6 protein-coding genes are annotated in these 17,500 nt (G+C 69.0%); all 6 read right to left on the bottom strand.

Annotated elements, in window-relative coordinates; all coding sequences use genetic code 11:
• The 6 genes from gspG to purL all read right to left on the bottom strand — a co-directional run bounded on the left by gspG (position 1) and on the right by purL (position 17,116).
• Positions 1-444 (bottom strand): type II secretion system major pseudopilin GspG, encoded by a 444-nt coding sequence (gene gspG, locus N440_RS00635; protein ID WP_053448754.1) that lies wholly within the window; start codon positions 442-444, stop codon positions 1-3.
• Between the two features lie 49 nt (positions 445-493).
• Positions 494-1,714, bottom strand: coding sequence for a type II secretion system F family protein (locus tag N440_RS00630; RefSeq protein ID WP_133933767.1), 1,221 nt, complete (start codon positions 1,712-1,714; stop codon positions 494-496).
• A gap of 24 nt (positions 1,715-1,738) precedes the next feature.
• The gene (gene gspE, locus N440_RS00625; RefSeq protein ID WP_133933766.1) at positions 1,739-3,460 is read right to left on the bottom strand and encodes a type II secretion system ATPase GspE; all 1,722 of its coding nucleotides are present in this window, start codon (positions 3,458-3,460) and stop codon (positions 1,739-1,741) included.
• Between the two features lie 136 nt (positions 3,461-3,596).
• A complete protein-coding gene (locus N440_RS00620; RefSeq protein WP_133935943.1) occupies positions 3,597-5,450 on the bottom strand; it encodes a S8 family peptidase in 1,854 nt (617 codons plus the stop codon).
• A 158-nt stretch (positions 5,451-5,608) separates the two neighbouring features.
• Complete coding sequence (locus tag N440_RS00615; protein WP_133933765.1) at positions 5,609-12,790, bottom strand: ESPR-type extended signal peptide-containing protein; 7,182 nt, start codon at positions 12,788-12,790, stop codon at positions 5,609-5,611.
• Positions 12,791-13,231: 441 nt separating this feature from the next.
• Complete coding sequence (gene purL, locus N440_RS00610; RefSeq protein WP_133933764.1) at positions 13,232-17,116, bottom strand: phosphoribosylformylglycinamidine synthase; 3,885 nt, start codon at positions 17,114-17,116, stop codon at positions 13,232-13,234.
• Positions 17,117-17,500: the final 384 nt, after the last annotated feature.

Below are 17,500 nucleotides of genomic sequence, written 5' to 3'. Positions count from 1 at the left end.
TCAGGGCTGGTAGCGGATGTCAGCGTCGACGCTGCTGCCGCCGGCCTTGCCGTCCTTGCCCAGGCTGACCAGTTCGTAGGGCTGGCCTTCGCCCGGCGCACGGTATTCCAGCGCATGGCCCCACGGGTCGTTCAGGTCGGCCGGCTTGGCATACGGCCCCAGCCAGCCGCCGATGCCGGCCGGTGCGGTCACCAGGTCGTTGAGCGATCCCGGCAGCTTGCCGGTGTCGATCTGGTAATTGTCGATCTTGGACGCGACGGTCTGTACCTGGGCCTTGGCGATGTTGGCCTTGCCGCGATCGGCGCCGCCCAGCACGCGGCTGGCGACCAGGGTCAGCACCGCGCCGATCAGCACGATGACGATGATGATTTCCAGCAGGCTCATGCCCGACTGGTTGCGCGCGGCGGTGAAGGAAAGGCGGATCGGTCGACGGGAAGCAATCATGGTCGGTCCTTTCGGTTGCGGAGTGTCGGGGTTGCGTAGGGATCCATCGTCAACCGATGGCATTGGTCAGGTCATACAGCGGCACCAGCACCGCCACGATCACCGCACCGACCACCGAGGCCAGCACCAGGGTGATCGCTGGCACCATCGCCGCCAGCAGGCGGTCGATGCGTCGGGCGCTGTCCTGTTCAAACGTGTCGGCGGCCTTCAGCAGCATGGTATCGAGCGCACCGGATTCCTCGCCGACCTGGATCATCTGCAGGGCCAGGCGCGGGAAGCGCTTGCCGCGTGACAGCGCCAGCGACAGGCCGGTACCGTTCTTCACTTCATCGGCAGCCGCCTCGACATCGGCGGCCAGCGCACGGTTGCCCAGTACGTTGCGGGCGATGCCCAGCGCACCCAGCAGCGGCACGCCATTGCGCAGCAGCGTACCCAGCGTGCGCGCAAGCCGTGCGGTTTCCAGTTCACCCAGCAGGCGGCCGATGCCACGCCGTTGCAGCAGCCAGCCATCCAGGGCCAAGCGGAAGGCCGGTTGCCGCGCCTTGCGTTCGAAGAACAGCGCCAGCACGGCCGGCACCACCAGCAGCAGCACCCACCAGTCGCGCACGAACAAGCCCAGCTGCAGCACCGCGTTGGTGAACCACGGCAGCGCCACGTCCAGGCTTTCGTACATCTGCGCGAACTGCGGCACCACGTAACCAAGCAGGAACAGCAGCGCGCCGCCCACCACCACCAGCAGGATCGCCGGATAGACCAGTGCGTTGATCACCTTGCCCTGCAGCGCGCGGCTGCGTTCCAGGTAATCGGCCAGGCGCTGCAGGGTTTCATGCAGGCTGCCGCCGGCTTCGCCGGCACGCACCATGTTCACGTACAGGCGCGAAAACAGGCCGTGCTGGCGTTCCAGCGCGGTGGACAGCGGCGCACCGCCACGCACCACGTCGCGGATGTCGGTGATGGCACGGCGTGAACGCTCGTCTTCCGGAAGACCCAGCAGAATCGACAGCGCGCGGTCCAGCGGCTGGCCGGCACCGAGCAGGGTCGCCAGCTGCTGGGTGAACTGCAGCAGCGCGGCGCCCTGCAGCGGGCGCTGGCGCAGCAGGCTGCGCCAGCTGCTGCCGCCGATCGCGCCACCATCGGCCAACTGCGTTTCCATCGGCAGGTGGCCCTGGTCCTGCAGACGCGCGACCAGTTCGGCCTCGCTGGCCGCTTCCATCTGCCCGTCGAAGATCTCGCCGTGCGGATTGAGTGCCCTGTAGCGATAGTTCGGCATGTCAGCCCCGGCGTCCTGCGCGCATCAGCTTTCCTCGGTCACGCGCAGCACTTCCTCGATGGTGGTCTGCCCGCTCAGCGCCTTGGACAGGCCATCTTCGTACATGGTGCGCATGCCGGCTTCGCGCGCGATGCGCTCGATCTCGCCCATGCCGTCACGGCGCATCACTGCGCGCCGCAGCGCATCGTTCATCACCAGGAATTCCATGATGGTGGTGCGGCCGAGGTAACCGGTCGGTGCCAGCGCCGAGGGCCTGGGGCGGAACAGGTGGATCGGGCCTTCGGGCTGCAGGCGGCGCAGCTCGAAGCGTTCGATCTCTTCCGGCGAGGCTGGGTAGCGCTCGGCGTGGGTCGGCTCCAGCCGGCGCACCAGGCGCTGGGCCAGGATGCCGTTGATGGTGGAGGTGAGCAGGTAGTCTTCCACGCCCATGTCGAGCAGGCGGGTGATGCCGCCGGCCGCATTGTTGGTGTGCAGGGTGGACAGCACCAGGTGGCCGGTCAGCGCCGACTGGATGGCGATGCGCGCGGTTTCCAGATCGCGCATTTCGCCGATCATGATGATGTCCGGGTCCTGGCGCACGATGCTGCGCAGGGCGTTGGCGAAATCCAGCCCGATCTGCGGCTTGGCCTGGATCTGGTTGATGCCCTCGATCTGGTACTCGACCGGATCTTCAACGGTGATGATCTTGACGTCGGCGGTGTTGAGCTGGCTGAGCGCGGTGTACAGCGTGGTGGTCTTGCCCGAACCGGTCGGGCCGGTGACCAGCAGGATGCCATGCGGTTGTTCCAGCACCTTGCGGAACTGCGGCAGGAAGGCGTCGGTAAAGCCGAGCCGATGGAAATCGAATACCACCGTTTCACGGTCGAGCAGGCGCATCACCACGCTTTCGCCATGCGCGGTCGGTACGGTGCTCACGCGCAGGTCCAGCTCCTTGCCCTGCACGCGCAGCATGATGCGGCCGTCCTGCGGCAGGCGGCGCTCGGCGATGTTGAGCCGGGCCATGATCTTGATGCGGCTGATCACCGCGGCGGTCAGGTTGGCCGGCGGGCTTTCGCCCTCCACCAGCACGCCATCGACGCGGTAACGCACCTTGAGCCGGCTTTCGAAGGGTTCGACGTGGATGTCCGAAGCACGCAGTTCCACCGCACGCTGGATCACCAGGTTGACCAGGCGGATCACCGGCGCTTCCGAGGCAAGATCGCGCAGGTGCTCGATGTCGTCGACCGCACCGCCCTCGCCGTCGGCGGTTTCCACGATCGCACCCATCGCACTGCGGCCCTGGCCGAACCAGCGTTCGACCAGATCATCGATCTCCGCGCGCATGCCCAGCACCGGCGTCACCGGAACCCCCAGCGCCAGCTGCACGGCCTGCTGCGGGTAGGCGTCGTGGGCGTCGGCCAGCCACAGCCGGACGCCCTGTTCATTCAATTCCAGCGGGCATACGTGGAACTGCTTGAGGAAACGCAGCGACAGCGGCAGGCCTTCGGCCAGCGCCTGCGGAGGGGCTTCGGGTACCTGCTTGCCCTCCAGCAGCGGCAGGCCCAGTACCTCGGCGCTGGCCTGCGCCTGGTCGCGCTCGGAAACCAGCCCCAACCGCACCAGCAGGCCGAGCAGGCTGCCGCCGGCCTCGGCGTGCAGCGGCCGCGCGCGCGCCAGGTCTCCTTCCTTGAGCCGGCCACGCGCCAGCAGCGCATCCAGGATGCGGCCTTCGGCGTCGTCGGTAACGGTTGCGGCGAGCGCGTTCACGTGACTCTCCTGTCAATCGCTCCGACTTTAGCAGTTAAGCCGTGATTTCCGCCGCCCCTCGGCCACCTTTCGTAAAAAGACGAAGCCCGTCACACAGGGTGACGGGCCTCGGCCATTCAACTACGTCGGCAGGTGTTTACTGCGTGGCAAGGATGCTCACGCCGTTGTAGGCCGCCTCGCCTACCACCTTGATGTAATAGGTGCCGGCGGTCGGTGCCGTCACCCGCACCGTTTCCGAGGTGCCCGGGCGGGTCGAACGCGCATCGTTGTCGGTGGCACTCGGCTCGCGGCCCTGCGCCAGGTAGACCGAGACGTTGCCGGTACCGCCGTAGGTGATCACGCTGAGCTGCTTGCCGGCCACGGCCTCGAAGCTGTACAGCCTGCTGCTGGCGGCAGCGCCGTTCAGGCCCCCCACCGCCGCCTTGTTGGTCAAAGGCGTCGCCACCGGCCCGCAGTTTTCGGTGCACGGTTCTTCCAGTGCCTTGGCCAGCGCAGCCTTGGCGTCAAGGATACCGGTACCGATCGGGGTCGCTGCCGGAATGGCGACCGGGAACGGACGCGCGGTTTCCTTCAGCAGGGTGCGCATCGCGGCCGGGGTCAGCGGATCCTTGCCCTTGGCGATCAGCGCGCTCTGCACCAGTGCGGCAACGGCTGCCACATGCGGCGAGGCCATCGAGGTACCGCCCATCCCCATGTAGCCCGGCGTGCCCGACTCCGGCGTGGTCGCTGCATTGGAACCGGTCTGCCAGATGTAGCCCCCCGGGTTGCCGTCGACACTGCCGCCGCCACCCGGACCGGACAGGTCCACGCGGGTGCCGTAGTTCGAGTAATAGGTGATGCCGCCGGTGATGCGGGTCGCGCCCACGGTCACCACGCCTTCGCAGCTGGCCGGCCGGTACTTGGATGCGTTGTCGGTCTCGTTGCCGGCGGCCACCACCACCGTGGTACCGCGCGAGATGGCGCCGTTGATCGCGTCCTGGTAGGTGCTGCCGCAGGCGCCGCTGCCGCCCAGGCTCATGTTGATGATCTCGGCCGGGTTGGTGTTGGCCGGGATGCCCGATACGGTGCCGCCGGATGCCCACACCACGGCGTCGGCGATGTCGGACAGGTAACCGCCACACTTGCCCAGCACGCGCACCGGCAGCACCTTGGCCTTGTAGGCGACACCGGCCATGCCGACGCCGTTGTTGGTCTGCTCGGCCACGGTGCCGGCGACGTGCGTGCCGTGCCAGGAACTGTCTTCGGCCAGCGAGCCGTCGTAACACTCGTTATCGTTTTCGACCCAGTCGCCGTAGTCCTGCGCACCGGGTACGCGATCATTGGTCGGGCGGCGCGAGGTCTCCGCGTCGCTGATGAAGTCGTAGCCTTCCAGCAGGTTGCCGACCAGGTCCGGATGCTGCGGCAGGATGCCGGTGTCGATCACCGCCACCACGATGCCCTCGCCCTGCGAAACGTCCCACGCCGCCGGTGCGTTGATGCCGCCGACCGCGTTGTGCAGGTGCCACTGGTTCTGCTGGTAGAAGGGATCGTTCGGCACCAGTGCCGGCTGAACGTCGCCGGCACGCAGCTCGGTGCGGCGCAGCTTCACGTCCGCTTCGGCGTACTGCACCGACGGATCGGCCTGCAGTTCCTTCAGCACGCGCTGCAGTTCGGCCGGGGCCAGGCGGCCCTGCACGCGGATCAGGTCCGCGCCGGTGGCGAGCCTGCGCACCACCTGCGGGCCGAGCGTGCTGGCGCGGGAGGTGCCGCCGGACAGGCTGGCACGGGTCAGCGCCGACTGCACGGTGGACAACTTGGCCGAGCGGTCGCTGGCGGCGGCAGCCCCGGCCCGGTACTTGACGATGATGCGCTCGGCCCCCGGCTGGGCGGTGCTGGCCTGTCGCACCGGCTCACGGGTCGGCAACCCGGCGGCGTGGACGGCACCGACGGCCGTCATCGACAGCACGGCGGCGGCAAGCACATTGATGCGAAGGTTCTGCTTCTTGATCACGTCGAAATTCCTCTTCTGGGTCATGGATCGAACCAACACTGCGGCCATCATTCCTTGACGACTCCCGGCCGGCCCAGCCGGGATTGCCGTGACCTCCCCCCAGGCCCTCACTGCAGGTGCTGCGCCGGCGTGGGTGGCCGCCGGCGCAATGGAGCGGGCTACCAGCCGAAGCCGGCACCGACGCCGACCGAGCTGTCATCGCTGCTGAAGGCACCGCCGAAGGTGACCGTGGCGCGATCGCTGATCGCACGCTGGTAACCCAGCGACAATGCCGATTCGCCACCCTGGAAGCCGATGCCGACGCCGACCCGGTTCTGGGTGCGGATACCGGCCGCGCTGGTGGCCATGTTGAGCATCGCGGCGCTCATCGCGCCCTGACGGTCGATGCGGCGGTCCATGTGACGCAGGCGCCCATCGATCTCGCCCTTGAACACATCGAAGCTGTCGGCGACAGCCTGGACGCGGCTGTCGGTATAGCTGTTGGCGGTGGCCATGCCACGGTCGAGCTGGCCCTTGTTGACCGCGTCGGTGGCCGTGGTACCGGCCGCCACGTTGGTCACCTGGCGCTCGTTGCCTTCGCTGCCCACCGACACCGTGTTGGCGCGGTCGGCGACCGAGCCCTGGCCCAGCGCCACCGCGTTCGCTGCGCTGGCATTGGCCCCCTGGCCGATGGCGGTGGACGAGGCACCACTGGCAACGGCGCCGTCTCCCATGGCAACTGCATTGAAGCCGCTCGCCGGGGTGCCCACCGGAATGCCGGCACCCGCCGCAGCCGCGGTCGGCGTACCCTGCACACGCGCGGTGCTGGCCGGTGCTGCGTCCGCCGTCACCCGTGCGTCGGCGACACTGGCCTGCGCACCGTCCTCCAGCGGCGCACTCATCGCGCGCAGGCTGGCGGTCCCGGCGCGCGTGCCACCGGCGGTACGACGGTCGATTTCGCTGACCTTGCGATCCAGCGCGCCCAGCGCATCGCCGACATTGCTGTAGGTGGCGCCCTGGATCACGTAGTTCGGCGCCACGAACACCCCCTGCATGCCCACGCTGGCACCGCCACCGAGGAAGCTGGCGGCGTCGCTGAGCGACTGGAACAGCTGGCCACCATTGATGGCCTGGCGGCTGCCGGCAGCGATGCTGCCCGCGCCGACGTTGTCGAGGGTGGTGCCCTGGAAGCCGGACAGGGTCAGGCGGTCACGGCTGGCATCGTCGTAGCTGACCGCGCTGGCTGCGGTGGTTTCGACCGTGGCGATGCGCGAATCGAAATCGCCCACGCGGGTCTCCACCGCACCGACACGCTGGTTGGTGACGTTGAGCTGCGAGCCGGTGATCGCGTCGGTGCTGCCTGCACCGATGCGGCCATCAGCCACGTTGACGATGCGGCGCGTCGCCGGGCCATCGGTGCCATTGCCGCCGCCGACCGAGACCACGTTGGCATCAAGCGCACGTGACCCTGCGCCCAGCGCAACCGAGTTGGCACCGGATGCACCGGCGCTGTTACCCAGTGCCAGCGCGCCATTGCCGATCGCCATCGCGTTGGCGCCCACGGCGTTGCTGCGTGCGCCACTGGCACTGGCCGCCGACCCGATGGCCGCGGCATCGCTACCGCTGGCACTGGCGGTACCACTGCCGGTGGCCTTGAGGTAGCGCGCGGTGCCGTCGGCGGTCGCCGCCACTGCATCGAGCTGGCCGCGGTTGACCGCATCGGTACGCTCGGTACCCGCAGCAACCCGGGTGATCTGGCGGTCGGTGCTGACGCTGCCGACCGACACGGTGTTGGCACGATCGGCCACCGAGCCGGCACCCAGTGCGATGCTGCCGGCCGCCGTGGCGTTGGCACTGACACCCACCGCAGTGGCGTTCGCGCCAGTGGCCTTGCTGCCGTAGCCGACTGCCGTACCGAGACGACCGCTGGCTTCGGCATAGCTGCCCAGTGCCGAGGCGCCATCGGCCGACGCATTGGCGCGGAAGCCGCTGGCCTGCGACTGCGTGCCACTGGCCGTGGCCTGCGCACCGCTGGCGGTGCTGTAGGCGCCCTTGGCCTGGGCTCCGGCACCGCTGGCACTGGCGCCGAGTTCGCTGGCGCTGGCACCGCTGCCCACCGCCACGCTGTCGACGCCACTGGCCTGTGCCGCATTGCCCAGCGCCGCGGCGTTGTTGCCGGTGGCCAGTGCATCGAAGCCGACTGCGGTGGCATTGGCGGCCATCGCGTTGGCACCACTGCCCAGCGCCGTAGCGCCGTTGCCGATGGCGTTGGCCGCGTTGCCGGCCGCCAGGGCGTTGTCACCGTCGACCAGTGCACCGGCCTCGCCATCGGCATTGCCACTGGCCTGGAACTGGCGGCTGGTCTTGTCGGCAACCGTGGCCACTGCATCCAGCTGGCCCTTGTTCACCGCGTCGGTGGCTTCGGTGCCGGCGGCAACATGGGTCACCTGGCGTTCGCTACCGGCCTTGCCGACGGCAACGGTGTTGTCGCGGTCCGCCTTGGAGCCCGCACCGAGAGCGACGCTGTTGCTGCCGTTGGCGGTGGCGTTGGCACCGAGTGCGGTGGCGCTGCTGCCCGCCGCCCACGAATTCCAGCCGATGGCGGTGGCGTAGTCTTCGGTGGCCCACGCACCTGCGCCGAATGCCGCGGCGCCAGTACCGCTGGCACGCGACGGGATCAGGCCGAAGAAGGTGCTGCCGCCAATGGCGACGCTCTCTTCGCCACTGGCTTCGCTGGACTGGCCCACGGCCACCGCGCCGGTACCGGCCGCGGCCGCGCCGAAGCCGACCGCCGTGGTGTTGGCACCGCTGGCCGCCGATCCATAGCCGAGGGCGGTACCGAGGCGGCCGCTGGCTTCGGCGTAGCCGCCGACAGCGGTGGTGCCATCGGCGGAGGCAGCGCTGCGGAAGCCACTGGCCAATGCCTGCGTGCCACTGGCATTGGACTCGGTGCCGGTTGCAGTGCTGTACGCACCACTGGCCTGAGCGCGTGCGCCGGTGGCGCTGGCACCCAGCTCGCTGGCGCTGGCGCCACTGCCCAGGGCCAGGCTGTCTTCACCGGTGGCCTGCGCGGTACTGCCCAGCGCCGCTGCGTTGTTGCCGGTGGCCAGCGCATCGATACCGACGGCCGTGGCATTGGCAGCCAGCGCATTGGCACCGCTGCCGAGTGCGGTGGCACCGTTGCCGATGGCATTGGCCGCATCACCGGCCGCCAGCGCGTTGTCGCCCTCGACCAGTGCGCCGGTTTCGCCATCGGCATTGCCGCTGGCCTGGAACTGCCTGCTGGTTTTTTCCGCTGCAGCGGCGACCGCATCGAGCTGGTTCTTGTTGACCGCGTCGTTGCCCTGCGTGCCGTCGGCTACGTTGGTGATCTGGCGGGTGTTGCCGCCCCCGCCCACCGAAACGGTGTTGTCACGGTCTGCAATCGAGTCCGCACCCAGCGCCACGCTGTTGGCGCCGCGCGATTCGGCGGCGTTGCCCAGCGCGGTGCTGTTGATGCCACCCGACCAGGCGCCGCCGCCCACGGCGGTGGAGTAGTTGCCCGAGGCCTCGGTGGCCAGCACACCGAACAACGAGCCACCGACGGCAACGCTGTTGGTGCCGGTGGCCAGGCTGCCCTGGCCGGTTGCCGTGCTGTAGGCACCGGACGCTTCCGAATCGCCGCCCAGGGCCACGCTGTTGGAGCCGGAAGCATTGGCGAAATTGCCGAACGCGGTGGCATTGAAGGCCGAAGCCTGCGCGTAGCCACCGATGGCGGTGCTGTAGCCACCGGTGGCTTCGGCGCCGATGCCGAATGCCGCCGATGCGGTACCGCTGGCCACGCTTTCGCTGCCCACGGCGGTCGCCGCATCGCCACTGGCATTGCTGAAGTAGCCCACGGCCACGGCTTCTTCGCCGGACGCTTCGGACAGCACACCACTCGCCGTGCTGCCGGCGCCGCTGGCGATGCTGGCGGCACCGAAAGCAGCGCTCTGCTCGCCGCTGGCCTCGCTTTCCGCACCGTGCGCGGTGGCGTACTCGCCGGTGGCCTGTGCATTGGCACCCACCGCGCTGGCGTTGGCCGCGGTCGCCAGTGCATTGAAGCCCAGTGCCTGTGCATTGTTGGCCAGTGCGTTGGCGCCGCTGCCCAGCGCGGTGGCGCCATTGCCGATGGCGTTGGCCGCGTCTCCCGCCGCCAGCGCGTTGTCCCCCTCCACCAGCGCACCGGCCACATCGTCGCCGTTGCCGCTGGCCTGGAAGAAGCGGCTGGTGGTGGTGGCGGTGCTTGCCACCGCATCCAGCTGCGCCTTGTTCACTGCATCGGTGGCCTGCGTGCCAGCAGCCACGTTGGTGACCTGGCGTTCGTTGCCGGCGCTGCCGACCGACACCGTGCGTGCACGGTTGGCGACCGAACCGGCGCCCAGCGCGACGGCATTGCTGGCGCTGGCATTGCTGCCGGCGCCGAGCGCGATCGCGCTTTCACCACCGGCCACCGTGTTGGTGCCGATGGCGATGCTGTTGAGGCTGTTGCCCAGCGCCTGGAAGCCCAGCGCTACGCTGTTGTCACCATAGCCGAAGGCGCCGCGACCTATCGCGGTGGAACTGGCGCCGTTGGCCCAGCTGTTGTAACCGATGGAGGTTGCACCGTTGCCGCTGGCCCAGGCCGCGTTGCCGAAGGCCGAGGCGTTGGTGGCGGTGGCCCACGCGCCGGAACCGAAGGCGCTGGCGCCGCTGGCCGTGGCCCAGCTGTAGCCACCGACAGCGGTGCTGTCATCGCTGCTGGCGAACGCACTGTCACCCACCGCCACCGCATAGGCGCCGGTCGCGCGCGACTTGCCGCCCGCGGCGAAACTGTTGTCACCACTGGCCCTGGCAGCGTTGCCAAACGCGCTGCTGGCGGCTCCGGTGGCCTGTGCACCGCTGCCGACCGCCGTACCGTCGGCAACGGCGGTGGTACCCACCTGCTGCGCCGTGCCGTCGGCACCGATGATCGGCTGGTTGTACTCGTCGTAGGCCTGGCCGAGGCCACCGATCGCCACGCCGCCCTTGCCGGTGGCGTTGCTGTTGCGGCCGACCGCCACACTGTCATCACCGATCGCCGAGGCTGCAGCGCCCTGTGCAACCGCGCCGGCACCGATCGCATTGCTGGACGAACCGGCCGCAACCGCGCCTTCACCCTCGGCCAGTGCGCCGGCATCGCTGCCCGCTTCCGGCTGGGCCTGGAAGAAGCGCGCCGTGCTGTCGGCGGTGCTGGCCACGGCGTCCAGCTGTGCCTTGTTCACCGCATCGGTGGCTTCGCTGCCGGCAGCAACGCTGGTGATCTGCCGTTCGTTGCCAGCACTCCCCACCGCCACGCTGTTGGCGCGCACTGCTTCGGAATTCGCGCCGAGTGCGACACTGTTGGCGCCGCGTGCAGTGGCGTAGTAGCCCACCGCCGTGCTCTGCGCGCCGCTGGCCCAGGTCTGCGCGCCGAGCGCGCTGGCGTTCTCGCCCGGTGCGTAGGCGAAGTAGCCGACCGCAGTCGCTTCGGCGCCGGAGGCTTCGGTCAGGCTGCCGTTGGCCACCGCACGATCGCCGCTGGCGATGGCGCCGGCACCGACCGCGGTTGCGGCTTCGCCACTGGCCTGGGTCTGCACGAAGAAGCCCAGGCCGGGAATCAGGTCGGCCGGGCCACCGATGGCCACGCTGCTGGTGCCGGTGGCGTTGCTCTGCGTGCCCAGCGCGGTGGAGTAGTCACCGATGGCATTGGCGACTGCGCCGAACGCGGACGACTGCGCACCGGCGGCATAGGCGCCCACGCCATAGGCCGACGCGGCGAAACCACCGGCATCGGCACTGGCGCCTACGGCGGTGCCACCGACACCGGCACTGGTGGCGCCGGTTTCCACCGGCACACCGCCACTGGTGATCAGTGGATTGCCATCGGCATCGACCGCTGCACCGCCGACGGCAACGCTGCCCGGGCCATTGGCCTGCGCGTTGTTGCCGAACGCTGCGCTGTTCTGGCCCGAGGCCAGTGCGTTGTTGCCGACGGCGGTGGCGTTCTGCGCGACGGCCGTGGCTCCGGCACCCACGGCGGTGGCGCCCTTGCCGATCGCGTTGGCCGCTTCGCCTGCGGCCAGCGCCTCGTCACCCTCGGCCAGCGCACCGGCATCGCTGTTGCTGCTGCCGTTGGCCTGGAAGCGCTTGGCGGTGGCATCGGCCACGGCGGCCACGTCCTTCAGCTGGCCCACGTTGACAGCATCAGTGTCTTCGGTACCGGCAGCCACGCTGGTGATCTGCCGGGTCAGGCCGTATTCGGCGGCACCAACGGACACCGTATCGACACGGTCGGCCAGCGAGCCGGCGCCCAGCGCCACGCTGCCGGTGGCCACCGCCGCCGAATTGGAACCCAGCGCGGTGCTGTATTCACCGACGGCGGTGCTGAACGCACCGACTGCAATCGATGCTTCGTTGGCGGCCGTCGCGCCACGGCCCAGCGCGGTGCTGCCCGGGCCCATCGCCACGGCACCGCCACCGACGGCGGTGGCACCATCAGCGGTTGCTTCGGACAACGCGCCGAGCGCGGTGGCCGCGCCGTTCTCGCTGGCCGCATAGGCACTGGCACCCACGGCGGTGTCGCCCAGGCCGAAGGCTGCAGCACTCTGCCCGACCACGACGCTGGCATCGCCGATGGCCAATGCGCCCTGGCCGAACGCGCTGGCGCCGATGCCGGCGGCGATGGCCTGGGTACCAATGGCAGTGGTGGCATTGGCCAGCGACTGCGCACCGGCACCGGCCGCCAATGCGCCCTGCCCGTCGATCTTCGCCGCGTCGCTGTCATCACCTGCGCCGTCGGCCTTGAAATAGCGGCTGCCGTCTGCTGCAACGTCGGCAATCGCGGCCTGCGTGGCCCGTGCCTGCGCATCGAGCTGCGCCTTGTTCACCGCGTCGGTCGCCTGGGCGCCCGCCGCGACATGGGTGATCTGCCGTTCCTTGCCGGCATCACCGACGGACACGGTGTTGGCTCGCGTGGCCTTGGAGCCAGCGCCCAGCGCCACGCTGTTGGCGGCACTGGCATTGCTGTTGCTGCCGATCGCCACCGCGTTGCTGCCCTTGGCCGTGGCCGAGCCTTCGATCAGGCACTTTTCCAGCAGCTTGCCGCTGAATGCGACGCAGGTGGCGCTACCGCCGATCTGCACTGATTGTGCGGCGGCGGTGCCGCTCATGCCCAACCCCAATACCAGGCCCAGCGCCACTGCCAGCAAGGCCGGCGTGGCCTGTGTCGCATCGCGGCGCTGGTCGACGACCCCACCACCGCTGCTGCCGGAGGAGGCCAGTTCCGAAGCCACCACCAACTGACCCAATGCTTTGTTCCAGACCTTGCGATAAATCCGATTCATCGGTACGGCTCCTGATTGGACTGGTTTTGGGCAAAGCAACGCCACCGCTGGGCTTTCCGGCCCAACGTCCCCTGGGGGCGTTTATTCGCGTGATTTACTGCGGGGTATTGCCGAACGGCGCGCAGCGACAGAAAACCGAGCGCGTGCGCCAACCGGTTACTGCGAAATGAATGATTCTGTAACGGGGTTCAAGTGTTAACGGCAACTTTCCAGATCGTCAAGACTTTGACACGGCAAATCCTATTGCCGTGAAGCAGTTCACTATTTCACCTGTTTATAAAGCGATTTTGTTAGATTCGGGTGACGAACCACCGGCGCCCTGTAAACGCATGTAACTGATGGTTGCGGCAGGTATTTCTGCCCGACCAAAGAAAAACCCGACAGTCGCCTGCCGGGTTTTCCGTACCTCATCGCATTGTGGCGTGCGCGACGGTTGCGCCGTCAGCCGCACCACACCCGCGCGTTGCGGAACATGCGCATCCACGGCGAATCACCCTGCCATTCGGCCGGCGCCCAGCTCAGGTTGAGCGCGCGCGGGGTGCGCTCCGGGTGCGGCATCATGATGGTGACGCGGCCGTCGCTGCTGGTCAGGCCGGTGATGCCGTCCGGCGAGCCGTTCGGGTTCAGCGGGTACTGGCTGGCAACGTTGCCGTGGCCATCGATGTAGCGCAGCGAAACACGGGCCGCGGCCTGGTCGACGGCGTTGTCGAACACCGCCTGGCCTTCGCCATGCGCCACCGCCACCTGCAGGCGCGAACCGGCCATGCCGCGCAGCAGGATCGACGGCGACTCCACCACTTCCAGCAGCGCGGTGCGGGCTTCGAACTGCTCGCTGGCATTGCGGCGGAACTGCGGCCAGTGTTCGGCACCGGGGATGATGTTCTTCAGCTGGCTCATCATCTGGCAGCCGTTGCACACACCCAGCGCGAAGCTGTCTTCGCGGGCGAAGAACGCGGCGAAGGCATCACGCAGCGCGCTGCGCTCCAGGATCGAGGTGGCCCAGCCACGGCCGGCACCGAGCACGTCGCCATAGCTGAAGCCGCCGCAGGCGACCAGGCCGGTGAAGTCCTGCAGCGCCACGCGGCCTTCGATCAGGTCGCTCATGTGCACGTCAAAGGCGCGGAAGCCGGCACGTTCGAAGGCGTTGGCCATTTCAATCTGGCCGTTGACGCCCTGCTCGCGCAGCACTGCCACGCGCGGACGTGCGCCGGTGCTGATGAACGGTGCGGCCACGTCTTCGTTGAGGTCGAAGCTGAGCTTCGGCTTCAGGCCCGGTGCGTTGAAGGCGCGGGCGATTTCACGCTCGGCATCGGCGTTGGCCGGGTTGTCGCGGCGCTTCTGCATCGCGTGGGTGACCGACCACCAGGCATCGAACAGCGCATCCCAGCGCCATTCGGCCAGGTTCTCGCCGCCCAGCGACACGCGCACCACCGGTGCGGTGGTCGGCTTGGCGATGCGCTGCGCGCACTCGGTCAGTGCGTGGCGCTCGACCAGATCGGCGAACGCGGCGCGGTCCTCGCGCGCGATCTGCACCACTGCGCCCAGTTCTTCATTGAACAGGCTGCGGAACGGATCATCGCCCCAGGCATCGAGGGTGATGTCCAGGCCCAGGCGCGAGGTGAAGGCCATTTCGCACAGTGCGGCGAAGGCACCACCGTCGCTGCGGTCGTGGTAGGCCAGCAGCAGTCCGGACTGGCGCGCATCGCGGATCAGTTCGAAGAAGCCACGCAGGCGCTGCGGATCGTCCAGGTCCGGGGCGGCACCGGCGAAGGCCGGCAGATCACCGTGCTCGGCATGCACCTGGGCCAGGATCGAACCGCCCAGGCGCTGCTTGCCGGCACCGAGGCCGATCAGCCACAGCTCGCTCTCCACCTCACGGTCGAGCAGCGGGGTCAGTTGCTGGCGCACGTCGGCGACCGGCGCGAACGCCGAGATCACCAGCGACACCGGCGACACGCTCTTGTGTGCTTCGCCCTGGTCGTGCCACTGCGCCTGCATCGACAGCGAATCCTTGCCCACCGGAATGCTGATATCCAGCTGCGGGCACAGCTCCATGCCCACCGCCTTGACCGCGTCGTACAGCAGCGCGTCCTCGCCCGGGTGGCCGGCAGCGGCCATCCAGTTCGCCGACAGCTTGATTTCATCCAGTGCGTCGACCGGGGCCGCGCACAGGTTGGTCAGTGCTTCACCCACCGCCATGCGTGCCGAAGCGGCCGCATCGAGCAGGGCCAGCGGGGTGCGCTCACCGATCGACATCGCTTCGCCGGACACGCCATCGAAGTCGGCCAGGGTGATCGCCACGTCGGCCACCGGCAGCTGCCACGGGCCAACCATCTGTTCGCGGGCGGTCAGGCCGCCGACGCTGCGGTCACCGATGGTGACCAGGAAGTTCTTCGACGCCACCGTCGGGTGCGCCAGCACGCGCAGGCCAGCCTCGTGCAGGTCCAGGCCACCGGTCTTCAGCGCCGGCCAGCGCGGCGCCGGCGGGTGCGCGGTGTCGCGATGCATCTTCGGCGGCTTGCCGAACAGCACGTCCATCGGCAGGTCGATCGGCGCATCGGCCGGGGTGTGGCCCGGCACCGCACCGTAGGCCACCACCAGGTGTTCCTCGGCGGTGGCCACGCCGACCGCAGCGAACGGGCAGCGCTCGCGCGCGCACAGCGCGGCGAACTCGGCCAGGCGCTCCTGCGCGACACCGAGCACATAGCGCTCCTGCGACTCGTTGCACCACAGCTGCATCGGCGACAGCGACGGATCATCGGTGGGCACCTTGCCCAGATCGATGACACCGCCGACCTTGGAGTCGTGCAGCAGTTCGGGGATGGCATTGGACAGGCCACCGGCACCGACGTCGTGGAAGAACTTGATCGGGTTGTTGGCACCCATCGCCACGCAGCGGTCGATGACCTCCTGGCAGCGGCGCTCCATTTCCGGGTTGTCGCGCTGCACGCTGGCGAAGTCCAGGTCCTCGGCGCTCTCGCCGGAAGCCACCGAACTGGCGGCGCCGCCGCCCAGGCCGATCAGCATCGCCGGGCCGCCGAGCACGATGACCGCATCACCCGCCTGCAGCGGGATCTTCTCGACCTGGATGCGGTCGATCGCACCGAGGCCACCGGCCAGCATGATCGGCTTGTCGTACGCACGCACCAGATCGGCGCCTTCCGGCAGCTCGAAGCTGCGGAAGTAGCCGAGCAGGTTCGGGCGGCCGAATTCGTTGTTGAACGCGGCGCCGCCGAGCGGGCCGTCGGTCATGATTTCCAGTGCCGGTGCCATGCGCGGGTTCAGCGCGCGCGGCGCTTCCCAGGGCTGCGGCAGCTCGGGAATGCGCAGGTGCGAGACCGAGAAACCGGACAGGCCGGCCTTCGGCTTGCCGCCGCGACCGGTCGCACCTTCGTCGCGGATCTCGCCACCGTTACCGGTCGATGCGCCCGGGAACGGCGCGATCGCGGTCGGATGGTTGTGCGTTTCCACCTTGATCTGGAACGCGCTGGGCACCTGCGGCTCGCGTCGGTATTCGCCGCTGGCCGGATCCGGGCGATAGCGCGAGGCCGGGTGGCCTTCGATCACCGCCGCATTGTCGCTGTACGCGCTGAGCGTGTGCTGCGGGGTCTGCTGGTGGGTGTTCTTGATCATCCGGAACAGCGAGCGGTCCTGTTCCTGGCCGTCGATGGTCCAGCTGGCGTTGAAGATCTTGTGGCGGCAGTGCTCGGAATTGGCCTGCGCGAACATCATCAGTTCGACGTCCGACGGCGAGCGGCCCAGCGCGGTGAAGCGTTCGCGCAGGTAGTCGATCTCGTCCTGGGCCATGGCCAGGCCGAGGCGCTGGTTGGCGGCCTCCAGCTGGTCCACCGGCACGCGTTCCAGCTCACCGCGGGCCGGTGCCGAGAACAGCGCCTGGCCCTCTGCCACGGTCTCCAGCACCGACTGCGTCATCGGGTCGTGCAGTGCCTTGACCAGCGCCTGCTGGGCGGCGGCATCGGCCGGCCAGCCCAGCACATCGATACGCAGGCCACGCTCGACCCGACTGACCGGCTGGCCCGCACCGCGGACCAGTTCGGTGGCCTTGCTCGACCACGGCGACAGCGTGCCCAGGCGCGGCACCACGATGCGGCTGACCGCGCCGTCGGCCACGGCCTCGGCCTGCGGCGCAGCTTCGAGGATGCGGCACAGGGTGGTCAGGTCGGGGGCGGCGCTGCCTTCGGGCTGCACGAAGTAGACGTGCCAGGCGCCGCTGATGCGCAGGGAGGGAGCGATGGACTGCAGGCGGGATTCAAGACGTTCGCGGCGGAACGGCGACAGGGCGGGCGCGCCCTCGAGGACCATCATGTCCGGGGAACCGTAGTTGGGAAACGGGCCCGACATTGTACCGGAAGCGGGGGGTGGGCTCTGGCCGGGCGGCGCCCGGCACCCGCCGAAGCCAGGGCAACAGCAACGGCAACGGCCAAGGCAACAGCAGGCATTCCGTGGGCTGGCGGGGTGGTGGGGGCCAGCAGGACACGCCGTAAACCCATCCATGGGGGCTCGATGGCGCCATCCATGGCGCCAACGGTCCTGCTGGCCCCCACCACCCCGCCTTCGACAGATTTCCGCGATCTGCGGTAGATCCACGCCATGCGTGGATGCTCTGCGGCAATGCCGGCCGCTGGCCGGCAACCAGGAAACATCAGAAATCGGGCGTTGAAGAGCGAAGCGACCGGCTTCTGCTTTTGA

The sequence above is a fragment of the Stenotrophomonas sp. CC22-02 genome (genome assembly GCF_004365115.1).
GTDB classification, from domain to species: Bacteria; Pseudomonadota; Gammaproteobacteria; order Xanthomonadales; family Xanthomonadaceae; genus Stenotrophomonas; species Stenotrophomonas forensis.
Note: the sequence above shows the minus strand (reverse complement) of the source record. Positions and strands in the feature narration are given on the sequence as shown.